The 21,175-nt window shown below is 73.6% G+C and carries 1 protein-coding gene and 1 pseudogene; both read left to right on the forward strand.

Annotated elements, in window-relative coordinates:
* The first annotated feature begins 11 nt into the window (after window positions 1–11).
* Window positions 12–15,371 (forward strand): type I polyketide synthase, encoded by a 15,360-nt coding sequence (locus IEZ11_RS41935; protein WP_189268310.1) that lies wholly within the window; start codon window positions 12–14, stop codon window positions 15,369–15,371.
* 116 nt (window positions 15,372–15,487) lie between these two features.
* Window positions 15,488–21,001 (forward strand): annotated as a pseudogene (locus tag IEZ11_RS41940) (SDR family NAD(P)-dependent oxidoreductase); the annotation flags it as partial.
* Window positions 21,002–21,175: the final 174 nt, after the last annotated feature.

Consider the following 21,175-nt stretch of genomic DNA (forward strand, 5'->3'; position numbering starts at 1 on the left):
GTGTGGGTGGCATGCTGCGCGCCGAATTGATTCGTCCCCTCCATGAACTCCTGCGGGAACAGAGCGCTCGATTCGGCGACAAGGTCGCCTTCAGGGACGCCCACCGGGCCGTCGGCTACGCCGAGCTGGAGGCGCGCACCCGTCGGCTGGCCGGACACCTCGCACAGGCGAGGCTGCGGCCCGGCGACCGGATGGCGATGCTGCTGGGCAACCGCGTGGAGATGGTGGAGAGCTACTTCGCCGTGGTCCGCGCATGCGGCGTCGGCGTGCCGATCAACCCCCGGGTGTCCGCCGCCGAGTTGGAGCACATCCTCGCCGACAGCGGCGCCACCGTGATCGTCACCGACCACGCCCATCTCGCCCAGCTCCCGCCGCTGCGCCACCCGCTGACCGTCCTCCTCGTCGGCGACGAGCCCACGCCGCCCGGCTGCCTTTCGTACGAGCGGTTCGCCACCACGGAACCAGCCGCCCCGGCCCCGGACGACCACGGCCTGGACGACATAGCGTGGATGCTCTACACCTCGGGCACCACCGGCAGGCCCAAGGGCGTGCTGACCACACAGCGCAACTGCCTCTGGTCGGTAGCCGCCTCGTACGTGCCCGCGCTCGGCCTGACCGACGCCGACCGCGTGCTGTGGCCGCTTCCGCTGTTCCACAGCCTCGCGCACATCGCCTGTGTGCTCGCGGTGACCGCCGTCGGCGCGACCGCCCGCATCACCGACGGCCTGTCCGTGGCGGACGTGCTGGACGTGTGGCGGGCAGAGGAATCCACCGTCATCGCCGGTGTGCCGACGCTGTACCACTACCTCGCGCGCGCCGCCAGGACCCCGGGATTCACCGCGCCGCCGGTCCGGGTCGGCCTGGTCGGCGGCGCGGTGACCACGGCTGCGCTGCGCCGGTCGTTCGAGGACGCCTTCGGCACCGCGCTGATCGACGCCTACGGCAGCACCGAGACCGCCGGCTCGATCGCCATCAACTGGCCGACCGGGGCCCGCGCGGAGGGCTCGTGCGGGCTGCCCGTGCCGGGGCTGGCGGTGCGCCTGGTGGACCACACGTCAGGGCAGGACGTGGCCGACGGCGCGGAGGGCGAGGTCTGGGTCCGCGGGCCGAACGTGATGGTGGGGTACCACAACCAGCCCGCTGCCACCGCGCAGGCGTTGGCCGGAGGCTGGTACCACACCGGCGATCTGGCCCGCCGCGACCAGGCCGGCTACCTCACCATCACCGGCCGGATCAAGGAGTTGATCATCCGGGCCGGGGAGAACATCCACCCGGGCGAGGTGGAGGAGGTGATACGGCGGGCGCCGGGCGTGGCGGACGTCGCCGTCGCCGGAAAGCCGCACGACGTGTTCGGCGAGGTGCCGGTGGCGTTCGTGGTGCCCGGTCCGAACGGCTTCGACCCGGCGCGGGTGCTGTCGCTGTGCCGGGAGCAGTTGGCCTACTTCAAGGTGCCCGAGGAGCTCTACGAGATCCAGCAGCTCCCGCGCACCGCGTCCGGCAAGGTCACCCGGCGCAAGCTGCTGGACGGCCCGGCCCGGCTGCGCGCGGTGGGCAGCATCCACCACGAGGCCGTGTTCCGGCTGGACTGGGTCCCGCTGCCGTCCGGAGGCACGCCCACGCTCGGCCGCTGGTCGGTGCGGGGCTACGCACCGGACAGCCTGGTCGCCGGACTGCGTGGCGCCGGCGCCGAGGTGTCGACGGACGCCGTGCCGGACGCCGACCCGGATGTCGTGGTCCTGGTCTCCGCCGACCAGGCACCGGCCGCAGAGCAGGTGGCGTGGCTGCGCGCTGCGCTGGCCGACGACCGCCTGGGCGCCGCCACCGTGCTGGTGCTGACCAGCGGCGCCGTCGCCACGGGCGCGGGCGAGGCCGTCGGGAACCTGGACCAGGCGGCGCTGTGGGGCGCGCTCCGGTCGGCGCAGGCCGCCGGCGGCCGCCGGATCGTGATGGTGGACCTCGACGACTACGAGGACGCGGCGGCGGTGGCGAGGCTGCCGTTCGTCGTCGGCTGCGGGGAAGGCCAGGCGGCCGTACGCCCGGACGTCGTGCTGGTGCCGCGGCTGCACCGGCTGCCGGTGGACAACGAGGCCGGTGCGGACGGTCCGGGCAAGCCGACCGGCGCCGCGATCATCACCGGTGCGCACACCGAACGCGGCGCGGCCGCCGCGCACCACCTCGTCACCACACGCGGTGCCCGCCGGCTGCTGCTGATCGTGCCGCCGGGGACAGCCGAACTCGCCGCGGAGTTGCGCACCCGACTGGTCGAGGCCGGCGCCGCGGTGGACGTGGTCGAGTGCGACCTGGCCAACCGGCCACAGCTCCGACGGGCCGTGGCCAAGGCCGGCGTCTCGGTGAGCGTGGTGCTGCACGCATGGGATCCCCGGGACAGCACCTCGGTCGAACAGGCCGTCGCGGAGGTGCGGGCCCTCGGCGACCTGGTGGCCCAGCCGGGCCTCGGGGCCTTCGTGTTGTTCTCCGCCGCGGGTGGCGTGCTGGGGTCTCCGGAGTCCTGGGAGACGGCCGCGGTCGCCGCCTACTTCGACGCCTACGCGCAGCGGCTCGGCTTTCGAGGCGTGGCGACGTCGTCCCTGGCCTGGGGGGCGTGCGAGCGCGGGCACGGCGACGCGACGGCCGCGCTCGACGTACGCCGGAGCCTGGGCGTGCTCGACATCGCCCTGGGGCTGAACCGGCCGCACCTGCTCGCGGCCGAGCTGGACACCGCCTCCTACACCGGGGACCAGGTGCCGGACGTGCTGAGGGACCTGGTGGACAGGCCTGGAGCGGCCGCTGACACGCCCGAGCCGACGGAACTGCGGGACCGGCTGGCCGGCCTCGCCACGGCCGACCAGGCCCGCATGCTGCTGGAACTGGTGCGGGAGCAGACGGCCGCCCTGCTCGGGCTGGACGGGCCGCGGGCGGTGGCCGTGTCGAAGGCCTTCACCCAGCTGGGCCTGACCTCGCTCAGCGCGGTGGCGCTGCGCAACCGGCTGGGCGACGCCACCGGTCTGCGGCTCCCGGTGGCCGTCGCCTTCGACCACCCGACTCCGGCCGCGCTGGCAGAGTCGCTGCACCGGGAACTGTTCGGCGAGCCGGAGAGCACGGCTGAGGCACCGCTCCGGCCGGCCGGAGCGGACGAGCCGATCGCGATCGTGGGCATGGCGTGCCGGTTGCCCGGCGGCGTCGAGTCACCGGAGCACCTGTGGGAGCTGGTGCTCGCCGGTGGTGACGCGGTCGGCGAGTTCCCCACGGACCGAGGCTGGGACCTGGGCCGGCTGTTCCACCCGGACCCGGATCACCCCGGCACGAGCTACAGCAGGCACGGCGGATTCCTGGGCGGCGCCGGCGAGTTCGACGCGGAGTTCTTCGGGATCTCGCCGCGTGAGGCGTTGGCGATGGATCCGCAGCAGCGGCTGATGCTGGAGGTCTCCTGGGAAGCACTGGAACGGGCCGGTCTCGACCCGACCTCGCTACGGGGCCGACCGATCGGCGTGTTCACCGGCGCGATGCACCAGAACTACGGCGTCGGCGCGGCCACCGACGGCGTCGAGGGCTACCTGCCGACAGGGCTGTCGGAGAGCGTGTTGTCCGGTCGCGTGTCGTACGTGCTCGGCCTGGAGGGGCCGGCGCTGACGGTCGACACCGCATGCTCGTCCTCCCTGGTGGCACTGCACCTGGCGGCGCAGTCGTTGGGCAACGGCGAGTGCTCGATGGCGCTGGCCGGCGGTGTCACGGTGATGGCGACGCCCGACTCGTTCGTCGGTTTCTCCCGGCAGCGTGGCATGTCCCGGGACGGCCGGTGCAAGTCGTTCTCGGCGTCGGCGGACGGAACGGGGTGGTCCGAGGGCGTCGGCGTGCTGGTGGTGGAACGGCTGTCCGACGCCGAGCGGCTCGGCCACCAGGTGCTGGCGGTGGTGCGGGGATCAGCCGTCAACCAGGACGGTGCCTCCAACGGCCTGAGCGCTCCGAGCGGTCCGTCGCAGCAGCGGGTGATCCGCCAGGCGCTGGCGAACGCCCGGCTGTCCGCTTCCGACGTCGACGTGGTGGAGGCGCACGGTACCGGCACGGTGCTGGGCGATCCCATCGAGGCGCAGGCGATTCTGGCGACGTACGGTCAGGGCCGGGAACGGCCGTTGTGGCTGGGGTCACTGAAGTCGAACATCGGTCATACACAGGCGGCGGCCGGAGTGGCCGGCGTGATCAAGACGGTGATGGCCCTGCGCCACGGGATTCTGCCGCGGACCCTGCATGTGGACGAGCCGACGCGGCAGGTGGACTGGTCGGTGGGAGCGGTCGAGCTGCTGACCGCGCAACGGGAGTGGCCGGAGCTGGACCGGCTGCGGCGGGCGGGTGTGTCGGCGTTCGGGGTGAGCGGCACCAACGCGCACGTGATCCTGGAACAGGCGGAGCCGACGCCGACGATCGAGGTGCCGGCACAGGGCACGGTGCCGCTGCTGCTGTCGGCCAAGGGGCGGGCTGCCCTCGCCGCCCAGGCCCGGCGGCTGCGGGACTTCCTCGCCGCGGAGCCGGATCGATCCCTGGCCGGTGTCGGCTGGTCGCTGGCGGCCAGCCGCGCGGCGCTGTCCGACCGTGCCGTGGTCGTCGCCGCCGACCACGGTGAGGCGCTGGCCGGGCTGGACGCCCTGGCAGCGGGGGAGCCGGCGGCCGGCGTGGTGACCGGGGCCGTGGTCGAGCGAGCCGGCCGCACGGTGTTCGTGTTCCCCGGCCAGGGCGCCCAGTGGACCGGTATGGGCACCGAATTGCTGGCCGAATCGCCGGTGTTCGAGGCGAAGCTGCGCGAGTGCGCGGCCGTGCTCGACGAGCTGACCGGCTGGTCGCTGCTGGACGTCCTGACCGGGGCGGCCGACGCGCCTTCGCTGGAACGCGTGGACGTGGTCCAGCCGGCCTCGTTCGCGGTGATGGTGGCGCTCGCGGCGCTCTGGGAGTCCGTGGGAATCGTGCCGGACGCGGTGCTGGGGCATTCGCAGGGCGAGATCGCCGCCGCGTGTGTGGCGGGGGCGTTGTCCCTGCGGGATGCCGCGACGGTGGTCGTCGGGCGCAGCCGTGCGATCGCCGCCGGGCTGTCCGGGCTCGGCGGCATGGTCTCCGTCGCGCTGCCCCTCGACGAGGTGACGACGCTGATCGAACAGTGGCGCGGCGCGGTGCAGCCGGCCGCGGTGAACGGGCCGGCCGCCGTGGTGGTGGCCGGAGACGCCGCCGCGCTGGACGAACTGCTGGCGGTCTGCGAGCGGCAGGACGTGCGGGCGCGCCGGATCCCGGTCGACTACGCCTCGCACACCACACACGTCGAGCGCATCGAGCGGGATGTGCTGGCCGCGCTGGACACGATCACCCCGCGCGCCGCGACCGTGCCGTTCTACTCGACGGTGACAGGCGAATGGCTGGACACCGGCGTGCTGGACGCACGGTACTGGTACCAAAACCTCCGGCACCCGGTCGGTTTCGCCCCGGCCGTCCGGGCGCTGGCCGACCAGGGGTATGACGTCTTCGTCGAGGTCAGCTCGCACCCGGTGCTGGCCACGAGCGTGCAGGACCTGCTCGACGGAGACGAGCATCCGGTGACGGTCGCCGGCACGCTGCGCCGTGACGACGGTGGCCTGCGCCGGTTCCTCACCTCGCTGGCCGAACTCCACGTGCGAGGCGTCCCCACCGACCTGCGCGCCGCGTTCGGCAGCAGCCCGCGGCCGGGCGAGCTGCCGACGTACGCGTTCCAGCACGAGCACTTCTGGCTGGCCCCGGCAGGCGACGACTCCGTCGTGGTCCTGCCGGACGGGGTCGTGCTCACCTCGACCCTGCCACCGTCGGCCGGTCCGGCACGGTTGCTCGATCTGGTCGTGCGGGCCGGGGACGAGGTCGGTGGCCGGCTGGTCGAGCAGTTGACGGTGGAGCACGCGCTGGATCCGGCGGGCGCGGAGCTCCGGGTGGTCGTCGGCGCCGCCGACGAGCGGGACCGGCGGCCGGTCACCGTGCACGGCCGACGAGCCCCCGAGGACGGATGGATTCGGCACGCCACCGGCACGCTCGCGACCGGCGTGGGTTCGGTGCCGCCCCCGGCCGGTGAGGTGCTGGGCGAGGTGGACGTCGACTCCGCGCTGTTCGCCGCCGCCCTGGAACGTGTCGGCCCGGTCGTGGAGTTCCGGGGCGTGCAGGTGGTCGCCACGGGCGCGACCCGGGTGCGGGTGCACCGTGCCGGTGACGCGCTGTGGCTGACGGACACCGGTGACGAGGTCGTCGCGTACGTCGAGGCGGTCCGGCTGGGCGAGCCGGAGGGTGGCGTGGACCTGCGCGACGCGCTGTTCGAGGTGGTGTGGCAGCCCATAGCCGACGCCGCCGAGCCACCGGCGGCGTTCGAGACCGTCGACCTGACCACCGGTTCCGTCGATATCAGGGACGCCGTGAACCGGGCGTTGGCGGCGGTGCAGGCAAGGCTGGCCGAGTCGGCGCAGGGCCCGCTTGTCATCGTGACGTCACCGGTCACCGACGCTGCGAGCGCCGCGGTCTGGGGGTTGGTCCGGTCGGCGCAGTCGGAGCACCCGGACCGGTTCGTGCTGGTCGCCGTCGATGCGCCGGCCGGGCCTGACCTGCCGGCCCGCGCCGTGGCCACCGGTGAACCGCAGCTCGCCCTCACGGCCGGGCAGCTCACCGTGCCGAGGCTGGCCCGCACACCGACCAGGGCCCCGGACATACGACCGCTGGCCGGCACCGTTCTGGTCACCGGCGGCACCGGAACGCTGGGACGCCTGGTGGCCCGGCACCTGGTCGACAAGTACGGCGTCCAGAACCTGCTGCTGGTCAGCCGCAGCGGCCCGGACGCCCCAGGGGCCGCCGAGTTCGCGGCCGGACTGGACGCGTCGGTGCGCACGGTGGCGTGCGACGTGGCGGACCGAGAGGCAACCGCACGGCTACTGGCCACGGTCGAGCCGCCGCTGAGCGCGGTCGTGCACGCGGCCGGCGTCCTGGACGACGGTGTGATCACGGCGCTGACCCCGGACCGGATCGACGCCGTCATGCGGGCGAAGGCCGACGCGGCGACCGTCCTGCACGACCTGACCGCCGGTATGGGCCTGGACGCGTTCGTGCTGTTCACCTCGGCCGCGTCGGTCTTCGGCAACCCCGGCCAGGGCAACTACGCCGCCGCGAACGCCGCCCTGGACGCACTGGCGGCCGGGTGGCGGGCCACCTCCATCGCCTGGGGGCTCTGGGCGCCCCGGTCCGAGATGACCGCGCAGCTCACCGACACCGACCTCGACCGGACCCGCCGCAGCGGCATGGCCGCCCTCTCCGAGGAACTGGGGTTGGCGCTGTTCGACGCCGCCCTGGCCGGGCGCGCGCCGACGGTCGTGGCCACGAAGCTCGATCTCGTCCAGCCGCGCGACGAGGTTCCGCCGCTGCTGCGGGGGCTCGTCGCGGCCCGCCGCCGCTCGGTGCGACCTGCCACGGACGCGGCGCTCGACGAGGAGGCGTTGCTGAGCCTGATCGGCCGGCATGCCGCGCAGGTGCTGGGCCACGCCGACAGCGACCTCATCGTGGCGCAGCGGCCGTTCAAGGAAGCCGGCTTCGACTCGCTGACCGCCGTGGAGCTGCGCAACCGGCTCAGCGCCGCGACCGGCCTGCGCCTGCCGACGACGCTGGTCTACGACCACCCGGACCCGCTTCGGCTGGCCCGGCACCTCCACGCGCAGCTGACCGGTACGGCGAAGGAGCAGTCCACCGCGGTCACCGCTCCGGCCGACGAGCCGATCGCGATCGTCGGCATGGCCTGCCGGTTCCCCGGTGGCGTGGCCGGCCCCGACGACCTGTGGCGGTTCGTGCGGGACGGACGGGACGCCGTCGGCTCGTTCCCGGACGACCGGGGCTGGGACCTGGCCACCCTGATCGACCCTGATCCGGACCACGAGGGCACCAGCTACACCGACAAGGGCGCGTTCCTGGCCGACATCGCCGGGTTCGACGCGGACTTCTTCGGGATCTCGCCCCGCGAGGCGTTGGCGATGGATCCGCAGCAGCGGTTGATGCTGGAGGTCTCCTGGGAGGCGTTCGAGCACGCCGGTATCGATCCGACCGCGGTACGGGGCGCCCCGGTCGGCGTGTTCACCGGCCTGAACGTCCAGGACTACGCGCTGCGCCTGCACCTCGCGCCGGAACTGGTGGAGGGACACCGGATCACCGGTGCGTCGACCGCGGTGCTGTCCGGCCGGGTGGCCTACGAGTTCGGTCTCGAGGGCCCGGCGCTGACGGTGGACACGGCGTGTTCGTCGTCGCTTGTGGCCTTGCATCTGGCAGCGCAGGCGCTGCGCAACGGCGAATGCTCGATGGCGCTGGCCGGTGGTGTGACGGTGCTGACGAGCTCCGATCCTTTCGTGGAGTTCTCTCGCCAGCGCGGGCTCGCCCCGGACGGCCGCTGCAAGTCGTTCTCCTCGACGGCGGACGGCACCGGGTGGTCCGAGGGGGCCGGCGTGCTGCTGGTGGAGCGGCTGTCCGATGCGGAACGGCTGGGGCACCGGGTGCTGGCGGTGGTTCGCGGTTCGGCGATGAACCAGGACGGCGCCTCCAACGGCCTGACCGCGCCGAGCGGCCCGGCGCAGCAACGGGTCATTCGCCAGGCGCTGGCGAACGCCCGGCTGTCCGCTTCGGACGTCGACGCCGTCGAGGCGCACGGGACCGGCACGGTGCTGGGCGATCCGATCGAGGCCCAGGCCCTGATCGCCACCTACGGCCAGGGCCGACAGGCGGACCGCCCGCTGTGGTTGGGATCGGTGAAATCCAACATCGGGCATGCGCAGGCGGCCGCCGGTGTCGCCGGTGTCATCAAGACGGTGATGGCCCTGCGGCACGGCGTACTTCCGCAGACCCTGCACGTCGGCGAGCCGACCCCGGAAGTGGATTGGCCGGCCGGGTCGGTGGAACTGCTGACCGCGCGGAGAGACTGGCCGGAGGTGGGTCGTCCGCGGCGCGCGGCGGTGTCGGCGTTCGGGGTGAGCGGGACCAACGCGCACGTGATCCTGGAACAGGGCGCCGACGCCGAAGCCGTGGCGCCGGCCACGGCGGAGACGGCGATCGTGCCGTGGGTGCTGTCGGCCCGGTCGGAAGCGGGGCTCCGTGGCCAGGCCGAGCGCCTGGCGGTGTACGCGGCCGAACGCCCGGACCTCGATCCCGTCGCCGTGGCCCGGTCCTTGCTGGACACCCGGGCCGCGCTCCGGCACCGGGCCGTCGCTGTCGGCGCCGACCGGGACCAGTTGCTGCGGTCGCTGGACCGTGTCGTTCGTGGCGTTCCCGTGCCGGGCAAACTCACGGTGCTCTTCACCGGTCAGGGCAGTCAGCGGGTGGGCATGGGCCGTGGGCTGTATGAGCGGTATCCGGTGTTCCGCAAGGCCTTCGACGACGTGTGCGCGGAGTTGGACCGGCATATGGACGGCCCCTCGGTCCGGGACGTCGTGTTCGGAGAGCAGGACCTGCTGGACCGGACGGTGTTCGCGCAGGCGGGTCTGTTCGCACTGGAAACGGCGCTGTTCCGGCTGGTCGAGTCCTGGGGCGTGCGGCCGGACTTCGTTGCCGGGCATTCGGTCGGGGAGGTGACGGCGGCCCATGCGGCCGGTGTGCTGACCTTGCCGGACGCGGCGGTGCTGGTGGCTGCCCGGGGCCGCCTCATGGACGCCCTGCCGACAGGCGGTGCGATGGTAGCGGTGGCGGCCGCTGAGCATGAGGTTTCTCCGCTGCTGGTGCCAGGGGTGGAGATCGCGGCGGTGAACGGGCCGTCGGCAGTGGTGATCTCCGGTGACGAGGCCCAGGTGGCGGCCGTCACGGCGGCGCTGGCGGCGCAGGGCCGCCGGACCAAGCGCCTGACGGTCTCCCATGCCTTCCACTCGGCCCGGATGGAGCCGATGCTGGCGGAGTTCCGGACGGTGGCGGCCGGTCTCACCTTCCACGAGCCGGAGATCCCGGTGGTGTCCAACGTGACCGGCAAGCTCGCCGGACCGGACCGGTTCACCGCGGACTACTGGGCCGAGCACGTCAGGGCGGCGGTGCGCTTCCACGACGGCGTCACGGCGCTGCGGGAGGCCGGCGTGGCCACCTTCCTCGAACTGGGACCCGGCGGCGTGCTGACCGCCATGGCGCAGGAGGCCGGCGGCGACCCGGCGGCGTTCGTCCCGGCCCTGCAGCGCACCGAGGACGAGGCGTTCGACCTCGTCACCGCACTGGCTCACCTGCACGTCCGCGGCGTGGACATCGACTGGCCGGCCTTCTTCGGCGGCGGCCCCGCGCACCACCTCGACCTGCCGACCTACGCGTTCCAGCACCGCAGGTACTGGATCGACCTGCCGGGCGACGTGGTGCCCAGGCGTGCCGAAGCGGTGACCTCGGCGCCGGAGACGGCCGAACGGGGCAGGCAGCGGCGCACGGGCCTGGAGCTGGTGCTCGCCTGCACCGCCGAGGTGCTGGGACACCACGACAGCCGGGACATCGACCTGGACCGCTCTTTCCAGGACCTGGGGTTCGACTCGCTGAACGCGGTGCGGCTGCGGAACCGGCTGCAGGAGGAGACGGGCCGTTCCTTCCCCACCACGTTGGTGTTCGACCATGCGACGCCGGTCGCGCTCGCCGCGTTCCTGGCCGGCGACGACATCGTCGAGACGGCGTCGGCCGGCGCGGTCGATGAGCCGATCGCCATCGTGGGCATGGCCTGTCGGCTGCCGGGCGGTGTCGAGTCGCCCGAACAGCTGTGGCAGCTGCTGTGCGACGGCCGGGACGGAATCGGTGACTTCCCGACGGACCGCGGCTGGCACCTGGAGAACCTGTTCCACCCCGATCCGGACCACCCCGGCACGAGCTACACCCGAGCCGGCGGCTTCCTGCACGGCGCCGCAGGGTTCGACGCGGACTTCTTCGGGATCTCGCCCCGCGAGGCGTTGGCCATGGATCCGCAGCAGCGGTTGATGCTGGAGATCGCGTGGGAGGCGTTCGAGCACGCCGGTGTGGATCCGATGTCCGTGCGGGGCAGCGATGTCGGCGTGTTCGCCGGTGTGGTCAACCACGAATACGGTGTGCGCGCCGGCCACGTCCCCGCCGAGGCCGAGGGCTACCTGATGACCGGCGGCGCCGGCAGCGTCCTGTCCGGCCGGATCTCGTACGTACTGGGCCTGGAAGGGCCGGCCGTCACCGTCGACACGGCGTGCTCCTCCTCGCTGGTGGCCTTGCATCTGGCGGCGCAGGCGCTGCGCAACGGCGAGTGCTCGATGGCGCTGGCCGGCGGCGTGACGGTGATGTCGAGTTCGGATGCCTTCGTGGAGTTCTCTCGCCAGCGCGGGCTGTCCCCGGACGGCCGCTGCAAGTCGTTCTCCTCGACGGCGGACGGCACCGGGTGGTCCGAGGGCGCGGGAGTGCTGCTGGTGGAGCGGCTCTCGGACGCCGAACGGCTCGGACACCGGATCCTGGCCGTCGTCCGCGGTTCGGCCGTGAACCAGGACGGCACCTCCAACGGCCTGACCGCGCCGAGCGGTCCGGCCCAGCAGCGGGTGATCCGTCGCGCCCTGGCCGGGGCCGGACTGGAACCGGCCGACGTCGACGCCGTCGAGGCGCACGGGACCGGCACGGTGCTGGGCGATCCGATCGAGGCGCAGGCGCTGATCGCCGCCTACGGCCAGGATCGCGAACAGCCACTGCTGCTGGGGTCCTTGAAGTCGAACATCGGTCACGCGCAGGCGGCGGCCGGTGTGGCAGGCGTGATCAAGACGGTGCTGGCGCTGCGGTACGGGGTTCTGCCGCGGACTCTCCATGTGGACGAGCCGACGGCGCAGGTGGACTGGTCGGTCGGCTCGGTGGAACTGCTCACCGCGCAACGGGAGTGGCCGGACCTGGATCGGCCGCGGCGGGCGGGTGTGTCGGCGTTCGGCGTGAGCGGCACCAATGCGCACGTGATCCTGGAACAGGCGGCACCGACACCGGCGGCGCCCGAACCGGCGGCGCCCGAACCGGCGGCGACCGGGCCGGTGACGGTCGTGGTGTCGGCCAAGTCTTCCGTGGCGCTGGCGGCCCAGGCGCAACGGCTGCTGGCCCTGGACGCCGAACCGGCGGCCCTGGCGAGGGCGCTGACGGCGTCGCGGGCGATGCTGCCGGAGCGGGCGGTCGTGCTGGCCGGGGACCGGGCGGGGTTGCACGAGAAGTTGGCGGCGCTGACCCGCGGCGAGACATCGGCGGACATCGTGCGCGGCTCCGTCACGCGAGGGCGGACCGCGGTGCTGTTCACCGGTCAGGGCAGCCAGCGCCTGGGCATGGGCCGCGAACTGTATGAGCGGTATCCGGTGTTCCGTAAGGCATTCGACGACGCCTGTGTCGAGTTGGACCGGCATCTGAAGGGGCCGTCGGTTCGCGATGTCGTCTTCGACGACAAGGAATTGCTGGACCGGACCGTGTTCGCGCAGTCGGGTCTGTTCGCACTGGAGACGGCATTGTTCCGGCTGGTCGAGTCCTGGGGTGTGCGGCCGGATTTCGTTGCCGGGCACTCCCTTGGCGAGCTGACGGCGGCACATGTCGCCGGCGTGCTGTCCTTGGCGGACGCCGCGGTGCTGGTGGCGGCGCGCGGTCGATTGATGGACACGCTGCCGTCCGGCGGTGCGATGGTGGCGGTGGCGGCCGCTGAGCACGAGGTGTTGTCGCTCTTGGTGCCGGGGGTGGAGATCGCGGCGGTGAACGGGCCGTCGGCGGTGGTGGTCTCCGGCGACGAGGCCAAGGTCGAGGAAGTCGCCGCGCAGTCGGCGGCTGCCGGCCACAAGACCAAGCGGCTCACGGTGTCGCACGCGTTCCACTCGGCCCTGATGGAGCCGGTGCTGGCGGAGTTCCGGTCGGTGGCGGCCGGTCTCACGTTCCACGAGCCGGAGATCCCGGTGGTGTCCAACGTGACCGGCAAGCTGGCGCAGCCGGGTCAGTTCACCGCGGACTACTGGGCCGAGCACGTGCGGGCCGCGGTGCGGTTCGCGGACGGCATCCGGACGCTGCTGGACGAACGCGTCGACACGTTCCTCGAACTGGGGCCGGACGCGGTGCTGTCGGCGGCCGGACCGGACTGCCTGACCGGACAGCCGGACGACGATGTCGTGTTCGTGCCGGCGCAGCGTCGCACCACCGACGGCGTGCGCACCCTGCTCACGGCCATCGCCACGCTGCTCGTGCGAGGACGCCGGATCGACTTCGCGGCCCTGCTCGCCGGTTCCACCCGCCCGGCGGACCTGCTCGAACTGCCGACCTACGCCTTCCAGCGCGACCGGTACTGGCTCGAGGCCGCCGCACCGTCGGTACAGCGGACCGACGGTGTCGAGGGGCGGTTCTGGGCGGCGGTGGAGGCGGAAGACCTCGCCATGGTGAGGGAGACCCTCGGTGTCCACGCCGCCCCGGACCTGGGGCCGGTCATCGGTGTGCTGGCCGACTGGCGGCGCCGGCGCGCCGAACGGTCCGCGGTGGACGATCTGTGCTACCGGGTGAGCTGGAAACCTCACCGCGGCAACGGTCCGGCCGCACCGGACGGGACCTGGCTCGTGGTCAGGACGGCGCAGGTGGAGGACCCGACGCCGCTGCTGTCCCGGCAGGGGCTGCGCGCCGTCACCGTGACGGTCGAACCCGGGGCCGGGCCGCTGACCGAGCAACTCGGCGCCGCGCTGGCCGACGACGCCGTGACGGGTGTGCTCAGCCTGCTGGCCCTGGACGACCGCCGGCGACCGGGATCGCCCCTGCTGACCGCCGGCGCGGCGGCGACACTGGAACTGATTCAGGCCCTGGTGGAGCTCGGGGCCCGGCAACAACTCTGCTGCGTCACCAGCGGCGCGGTGAGCGTCGGCCCGAACGATCCCGCGCCCACCGTCGAGCAGGCGCTGGTCTGGGGCCTCGGCTACGCCACCGCCCTGGAGCACCCCGATCGCTGGGGTGGTCTGATCGACCTGCCGGCCCGGCTGGACGACCGGTCGGCACGGGCCCTGGTCGCCGCGCTCACCGGCCTGGCCGACGAGGACCAGGTGGCCGTCCGGACGAACGGCCTGTACGTACGACGGGTGGTGCCGGCCTCGGCCGGCACCACCGCGGCCCCGCACATCCACGGCACCGTGCTGGTCACCGGCGGCACCGAAGGCCTGGGACGGCACGTGGCCCGGTGGCTGGCCGACTCGGGCGCCGAACACCTCGTGCTGACGCTGGATGCCGACCCGGCCACGCCGGAGGTCGCAGCCCTGAAGGGCGAACTGGCCGAACGCGGCGCGAAGGTGACGCTGGCGACCGTGGACCTGACCGACCGGGACGCGGTCCGGAGCCTGGTCGACGAGGGGCTGACCGGGGTGGTGCACACCGCCGACCTGGTCCGCACCGGCCCGGTCACCGACATCACGGCGGCCGAACTCGACGCCGTCCTGGCCGCCAAGGCCGAAGGGCTCGCCGTCCTCGACGACGTGCTCGGCGACCGGCCGCTGGAGCTGTTCGTGGCGTTCTCCTCCGTGGCCGGCATCTGGGGCGGTGGCGGTCAGGGCACACCCGGCGCGAGCAACGCCGTCGTCGACGCGATCATGCAGCGCCGGCGGGCGCGAGGGCTGCCGGCGACATCGGTGGCCTGGGGTCTGATCGACGGGTTCGGCGTGGCCGCCGACAGTGTCGCCCAGGAGCAGCTGCGCCGTCGCGGCGTGCTGTCGATCGGTCCGGAGGCTGCGGTCGCCGCGCTGGCCCATGTGACCGGCGGTGACCCGGTGCTGGCGATGGCACGGATCGACTGGCCGACGTTCGCCCCCGCGTTCACCTCACAGCGGCCGAGCCCACTGATCGGCGACGTGCCCGGCGTGCGGGCGGCGATCGAGGCCGCCCGGCCGGAACCGGACGAGGCCGCCGCCCGGCGCCTCGCCGACCTGCCCGAGGCGGAACGGGACCGGGCGCTGGCCAGACTGGTGCGCGAGAGCACCGCGACGGCACTCGGGCACCAGGGCGCGGACGCGATCAGCCCACGCCGGGCCTTCCAGGAGATGGGGTTCGACTCGCTGGCCGCAGTGAGCCTGCGCAACTCCCTCGGTGCCGCGCTGGGCATCAGCCTGCCGGCGACCCTCCTCTTCGACCACCCGACGCCGGCCGCGCTGGTCGAGCACCTGCGCACCGAGCTGGCCGGGCCGCCGGAGGCCGAGGTCGACGAGACCGAGCTGCGGCGGGCGCTGGCCACCGTGCCGGCGAGCCGGCTGCGGGAGGCCGGCGTGCTGGACATCCTGCTGGACCTCGCCCGCACCGACGGCGCACCGGCGGTCGCGGTGCCGGTGGCGGACGAGATCGAGCGGATCGACGGAATGGACGTCTCGGACCTGCTGCAACGAGCGCTGGAGGGCACGCAGCCATGAGCACCACCGAGAACGCACAGCTCATTGACGCCCTGCGGGCCTCGCTGAAGGACAACGCGCGGCTCAGGCACCGGTACGACAGCGTGCTGGCCGCCGCGGCCGAGCCCATTGCCATCGTGGGCATGGCCTGCCGGCTGCCGGGCGGTGTCGAGTCGCCGGAAGACCTGTGGCGGCTGGTGTCGAGCGACGGCGACGGCATCACCGGCTTCCCTGACAACCGGGGCTGGGACCTGGACAACCTGTTCCACCCCGACCCCGACCATCCCGGCACCAGCTACGCGAGCGAGGGCGGCTTCCTGCACGAGGCCGGGGAGTTCGACCCGGGATTCTTCGGGATCTCACCGCGTGAGGCGTTGGCCATGGACCCGCAGCAGCGGCTGATGCTGGAGATCTCGTGGGAGGTCTTCGAGCGGGCCGGTGTCGACCCGACGGCGTTGCGCGGCAAGGACGTCGGGGTCTTCTCCGGCATCGCGTTCCACGACTACGGCGCAGACCTCTCGGCGGTGCCGGAAGGGCTGGAAGGGTTCGTGCTCACCGGCGGGGCCGGCAGTGTGCTGTCCGGCCGCGTCTCCTACCTCTTCGGCTTCGAGGGGCCGGCGGTCACCCTGGACACCGCCTGCTCGTCGTCGCTGGTGACGCTGCACCTGGCCGTGCAGGCGCTGCGCAACGGCGAGTGCTCGATGGCGCTGGCCGGCGGCGTCACGGTGATGGCCGCTTCCGACGCGTTCGTGGGCTTCTCCCGGCAGCGCGGGCTCGCCCCGGACGGCCGGTGCAAGGCGTTCGCCGCGGCGGCGGACGGCACCGGGTTCGCCGAGGGTGCCTGCGTGCTGCTGGTGGAACGGCTCTCCGACGCCCGACGGTCGGGGCACAACGTCCTCGCGGTGGTGCGCGGCTCGGCGGTGAACCAGGACGGCGCCTCCAACGGTCTGACCGCGCCCAACGGCCCGTCCCAGCAACGGGTCATCCGGCGCGCCCTGGCCAACGCCGGCCTGACACCGTCCGAAGTGGACGCCGTCGAAGCCCACGGCACCGGCACCGCACTCGGTGACCCGATCGAGGCCCAGGCGATTCTGACCACCTACGGTCAGGACCGGGAACGGCCGCTGTGGCTGGGCTCCCTCAAGTCGAACATAGGCCACACCCAGGCGGCGGCCGGCGCGGCCGGCGTCATCAAGATGGTGCTGGCGATGCGCCACGGGGTTCTGCCCCGGACCCTGCACGTGGACGAGCCGACCCCGCAGGTGGATTGGACGGCCGGCGAGGTGGAGCTGCTGACCGGGCAGCAGCCGTGGCCGGCGACCGGCCGGCCGCGCCGGGCCGGCGTCTCCGGTTTCGGCATCAGCGGCACCAACGCTCACGTGATCATCGAACAGGCCCCTGAACCGGTCGCGCCGGAGCCGACCGGCACCCGGCCGATGTTCACCACCTCGCCGACCCCGCTGCTGGTGTCGGGCCGTGGCGAGAACGCGTTGCGGGCACAGGCACACCGCCTGCACAGCCACCTGGACTCCGCGTCGGACACCGGGCTCGGGGACGTCGCCTGGTCGCTGGCGACCACCCGCACCGCGCACGACCAGCGGGCGGTCGTACTGGCCGACGACCGGGACGAGGCACTGGCCGGGCTGACCGCGCTGGCCGAGGGCCTGCCCTCGCCGTCGGCCGTGCCGGGCAGCGCCGCCGACGGTGACCAGCGGGTGGTGTTCGTGTTCCCGGGGCAGGGCTCCCAGTGGCACGGCATGGCCGCCCGGCTCCTCGACGAGTCGCCGGTCTTCGCCGCCCGGATGGCCGAGTGCGACCGGGCCGTCGGTGAACTGGTCGACTGGTCGCTGCTCGACGTGGTGACCGACGCCGCCGGCGCCCCGTCGCTGGACCGGATCGAGATCCTGCAACCGGTGCTGTTCGCCGTCAACGTCTCGCTGGCCGCGATGTGGCAGGGGGCCGGCGTCGAGCCGGCGGCGGTCGTCGGACACAGTCAGGGCGAGGTCGCCGCCGCCTGCGTGGCCGGGGCGTTGAGCCTTGAGGACGCGGCGCGGGTCGTCGTGCTGCGCAGCGCGTTGTTCGCGGCGGAACTCGTCGGCAACGGCGCGGTCGTCTCGGTGGCCCTCGGGCCGGACGAGGTGGAGCGCCTGATCGCCGCCTGGGACGGGCGGTTGACGCTGGGCGGCCGCAACAGCCCGGCGGCCTCGACCGTCGTCGGTGACATGGCGGCCCTGACGGAGTTCGTCACGGAGTGCAGGGCCGCCGGGATCAGGGCGCAGGTCGTCGGCTCCACGGTGGCCTCGCACTGCGCACAGGTCGACCCGCTGCACGACCGCATCGTGGACATGCTGGCCGGCATCGCCCCGAAGCCGGCGCGCATCCCGTTCTACTCGACGGTCGACGCCGCTTCGATCGACACCGAGTCGCTGACCGGCGAGTACTGGTTCCGCAACGCCCGCTTCCCGGTGGAGTTCGACCGCACGGTCCGGGCCCTGCTCGCCGACGAGCACCAGTACTTCGTCGAGTGCAGCGCGCATCCGGTGCTCACGGTGGCGATGCAGGCCACGTTCGAGGACTTCGGCGCGGCGGCGGTCGCGGTCGGTTCGCTGCGCCGCGGCGAAGGAGGCGCCCGGCGGCTGCTGACCTCGTTCGCCGAGGGCTTCGTGCGCGGGATGCCGGTGGACTGGCCGACGGTGCTCGGCGGCGGGCAGCGCGTCGACCTGCCCACGTACGCCTTCCACCGTCAGCACTTCTGGCTGGAGTCGGCCGGCGGCGCGGTGGAGGCAGGCGGACTCGGGCTCACCGGCGCCGAGCACCCGTTGCTGGGTGCGGTGGCGGAGCTGCCGGAGTTCGGCGGTGTGGTGATGACATCGCGGCTGTCGCTGCGGGCGCAACCGTGGCTGGCGGATCACGCGGCGGCGGGGGCGGTGCTGTTGCCCGGTGCGGCGTTCGTGGAATGGATGGTGCGCGCCGGTGACGAGGTGGGCTGCGGCGTCATCGAGGAACTGGTGCTCGAAGCGCCGCTCACCCTGGGCGCCCGCGACGCGGTGCGGGTGCAGATCGCGGTAGGCGCACCGGACTCCGGCGGCCGGCGGCCGGTCACCGTGCACGCACGGGCCGAGGACGCCGGGCCCGACGCCGAATGGACCCGCCACGCCAGTGGCACGCTCACCGCGAAGGCTCCCGAACCGGCGGCCGAACTCCGGGACTGGCCCCCTGCCGGGGCGACTCCGGTCGACGGCGAGCGCGTGGCCGGTGCGTACGAGGAACTGGCGGCGCTCGGCTACGGCTACGGTCCGGCCTTCCGGGGCCTGAAAGCAGTGTGGACAGCCGGCGCCGACGTGTTCGCGGAGGTGGAACTGCCCGAGGCGGTCCGTGGTGACGCGGCGGCGTTCGGACTGCACCCCGCGCTGCTGGACGCCGCCATGCACGCGATCGCGTTCCGGGCCGATGCCGACGCCCGCCTGGCGCTGCCGTTCGCCTACCGGGACGTCGTCCTGCACGCGGCCGGGGCCGCCACGCTCCGGGTGCACATCACCCCCGCCGAAGCCGACGCGGTGGCCCTGCACCTCGCCGACGCCACCGGCGCGCCCGTGGCCACCATCGGCGCCGTGGTGTCACGGGCCGTCGAGTCGGCGGCGCCCGCCGTGAAGCCGGTGTCGGAGCGGATCTTCCAGGTCGTGTGGGAGCCCGTCGCCGCAGAGACGTCCAGGGCCATGGCCGACCCCGTGACAGTGGGCACCGCCGACGACATCCGGGAACTGGCCGAGACCGCCGACTTCGGGCTGCCGGAACTGCTGCTGCTCCACCTCCCGGACGACCGGCCCGACGACGACGTGACGGCGCTGACCACCCGCGTGCTGAGCCTGCTCCAGGCGTGGCTGGCGGAGCCGCTGCTCGACGACAGCCGCCTGCTGGTGCTCGGCCGCGGCGGTGTCGCGGTGCACCACGAGCGTGAGCTGACCAGCGTGGCCACGGCCGCCGCATACGGCCTGCTGCGCTCCGCTCAGGCGGAGAACCCCGGGCGGGTGGTGATCGTGGACAGCGACGGGGCGGCGGCGTCAGCCGCCGCGCTGGCAGCCGCTCTCGACGCCGACGAGCCACAGCTAGCCTTGCGGGACGGGCAGCTGTTCGTACGACGGCTGGTGCGGGCCGTGGGACGGGAACGGCTCGACATACCGGCGGGACCGGCCACGTGGCGGCTGCAGCCCGGCGGCGACGGCACGCTGGAGCACCTGGCGGCGGTCGAGGCCCCGGCCGCGACGGCCCGGCTGCGGCCCGGACAGGTGCGGGTCGAGGTGCGGGCGGCCGGCCTGAACTTCCTGGACGTGCTGGTGGCGCTGGGGGTCCGGAACGAGGCGGGCCTGGGCAACGAGGGCTCGGGCGTCGTGGTCGAGGTGGGGCCGGACGTCACCGGGCCGGCCGTCGGCGACCGGGTGATGGGGCTGTTCCCGGACGCCGTCGGGCCACTGGCCGTGGCCGACCACCGCACGGTGGTCCGGATGCCGAAGGAGTGGACCTTCGAGCAGGCGGCCTCGGTGCCGATGGCGTTCCTGACCGCCTACTACGCGCTGCGCGACCTCGGCGGCCTGGTCGCCGGGGAGTCGCTGCTGGTGCACGCCGCGGCCGGCGGCGTCGGCATGGCGGCCGTACAGCTGGCCCGGCACTGGGGCGTGGAGGTCTACGCGACGGCAAGTCCGGGCAAGTGGGCGACGGTGGCCGCGTGCGGCGTCGACCCGGCTCGGATCGCCAGCTCCCGCAGCCTGGACTTCGAGACCCGTATCCGCGACGCCAGCGGCGGCCGGGGCGTGGACGCGGTGCTGAACTCGCTGGCCGGCGACTTCGTGGACGCCTCGCTGCGGCTGCTCGGCTCCGGCGGCCGGCTGCTGGAGATGGGCAAGTCGGACCTGCGGGACCCGGCCACCGTCCCCGGCGTGAGCTACTCGGCGTTCTCGCTCTTCGAGGCGGGCAACGACCGCATCGGGGAGATGCTCGCCGAGCTGGTCGCACTGTTCGAGCAGCGGGTTCTCACGCCACTGCCGCTGACCGTATGGGACGCTCGGCTCGCCCCGGCGGCGTTCCGCCACATGAGCCAGGCCCGGCACGTCGGCAAGAACGTGTTCACGTTGCCACGGCAGCTCGATCCCGCCGGCACGATGCTGGTCACGGGCGGCACCGGATCGCTGGGGCGGCAGGTGGCCCGTCGGCTGGTCACGGAGCACGGGGTGCGCCACCTGGTGCTGGCCAGTCGGCGTGGCCCGGCGGCCGAGGGGATCGGGGAACTGAGCGCCGAGCTGGAGGAGCTCGGGGCCTCCGTGCGGGTGGTGGCCTGCGATGCCGCCGACCGCACGGCGCTCGCCGACCTGCTCTCGTCCCTGCCTGCCGATGCGCCGTTGACCGGTGTCGTGCACACCGCAGGCCTGCTGGACGACGGCGTGCTCACCGCACTCACCCCGGAGCGGCTGGCCGCCGTACTGCGGCCGAAGATCGACGCCGCGCGCAACCTGCACGACCTCACCCGTGACACCGACCTGGCCCGGTTCGTGCTGTTCTCCTCCGCGGCCGGCACCTTCGACGCGCCGGGCCAGGGCAACTACGCCGCCGCCAACGCGGCGCTGGACGCCCTGGCCCAGCAGCGGCACGCCGACGGCCGGCCGGCCACGTCGCTGGCCTGGGGCCTGTGGTCGCAGGTCACCGAGATGAGCGCCCACCTGGACGACGTGGACCAGAAGCGGATGGCGCGTGGCGGCATGACCGGCCTGACCGCGGCCGAGGGCCTCGAACTGCTCGACGCCGCGCTGGGCGAACCGGATGCCGTGCTGGTC

This window comes from Streptomyces fuscichromogenes (assembly GCF_014645815.1).
In the GTDB taxonomy this organism is placed as follows: domain Bacteria; phylum Actinomycetota; class Actinomycetes; order Streptomycetales; family Streptomycetaceae; genus Streptomyces; species Streptomyces fuscichromogenes.

Bases quoted from the DNA above. Each gene is read 5' to 3' on its own strand.
- IEZ11_RS41935 (WP_189268310.1), top strand. From the start codon at position 12: ATGCTGCGCGCCGAATTGATTCGTCCCCTCCATGAACTCCTGCGGGAA.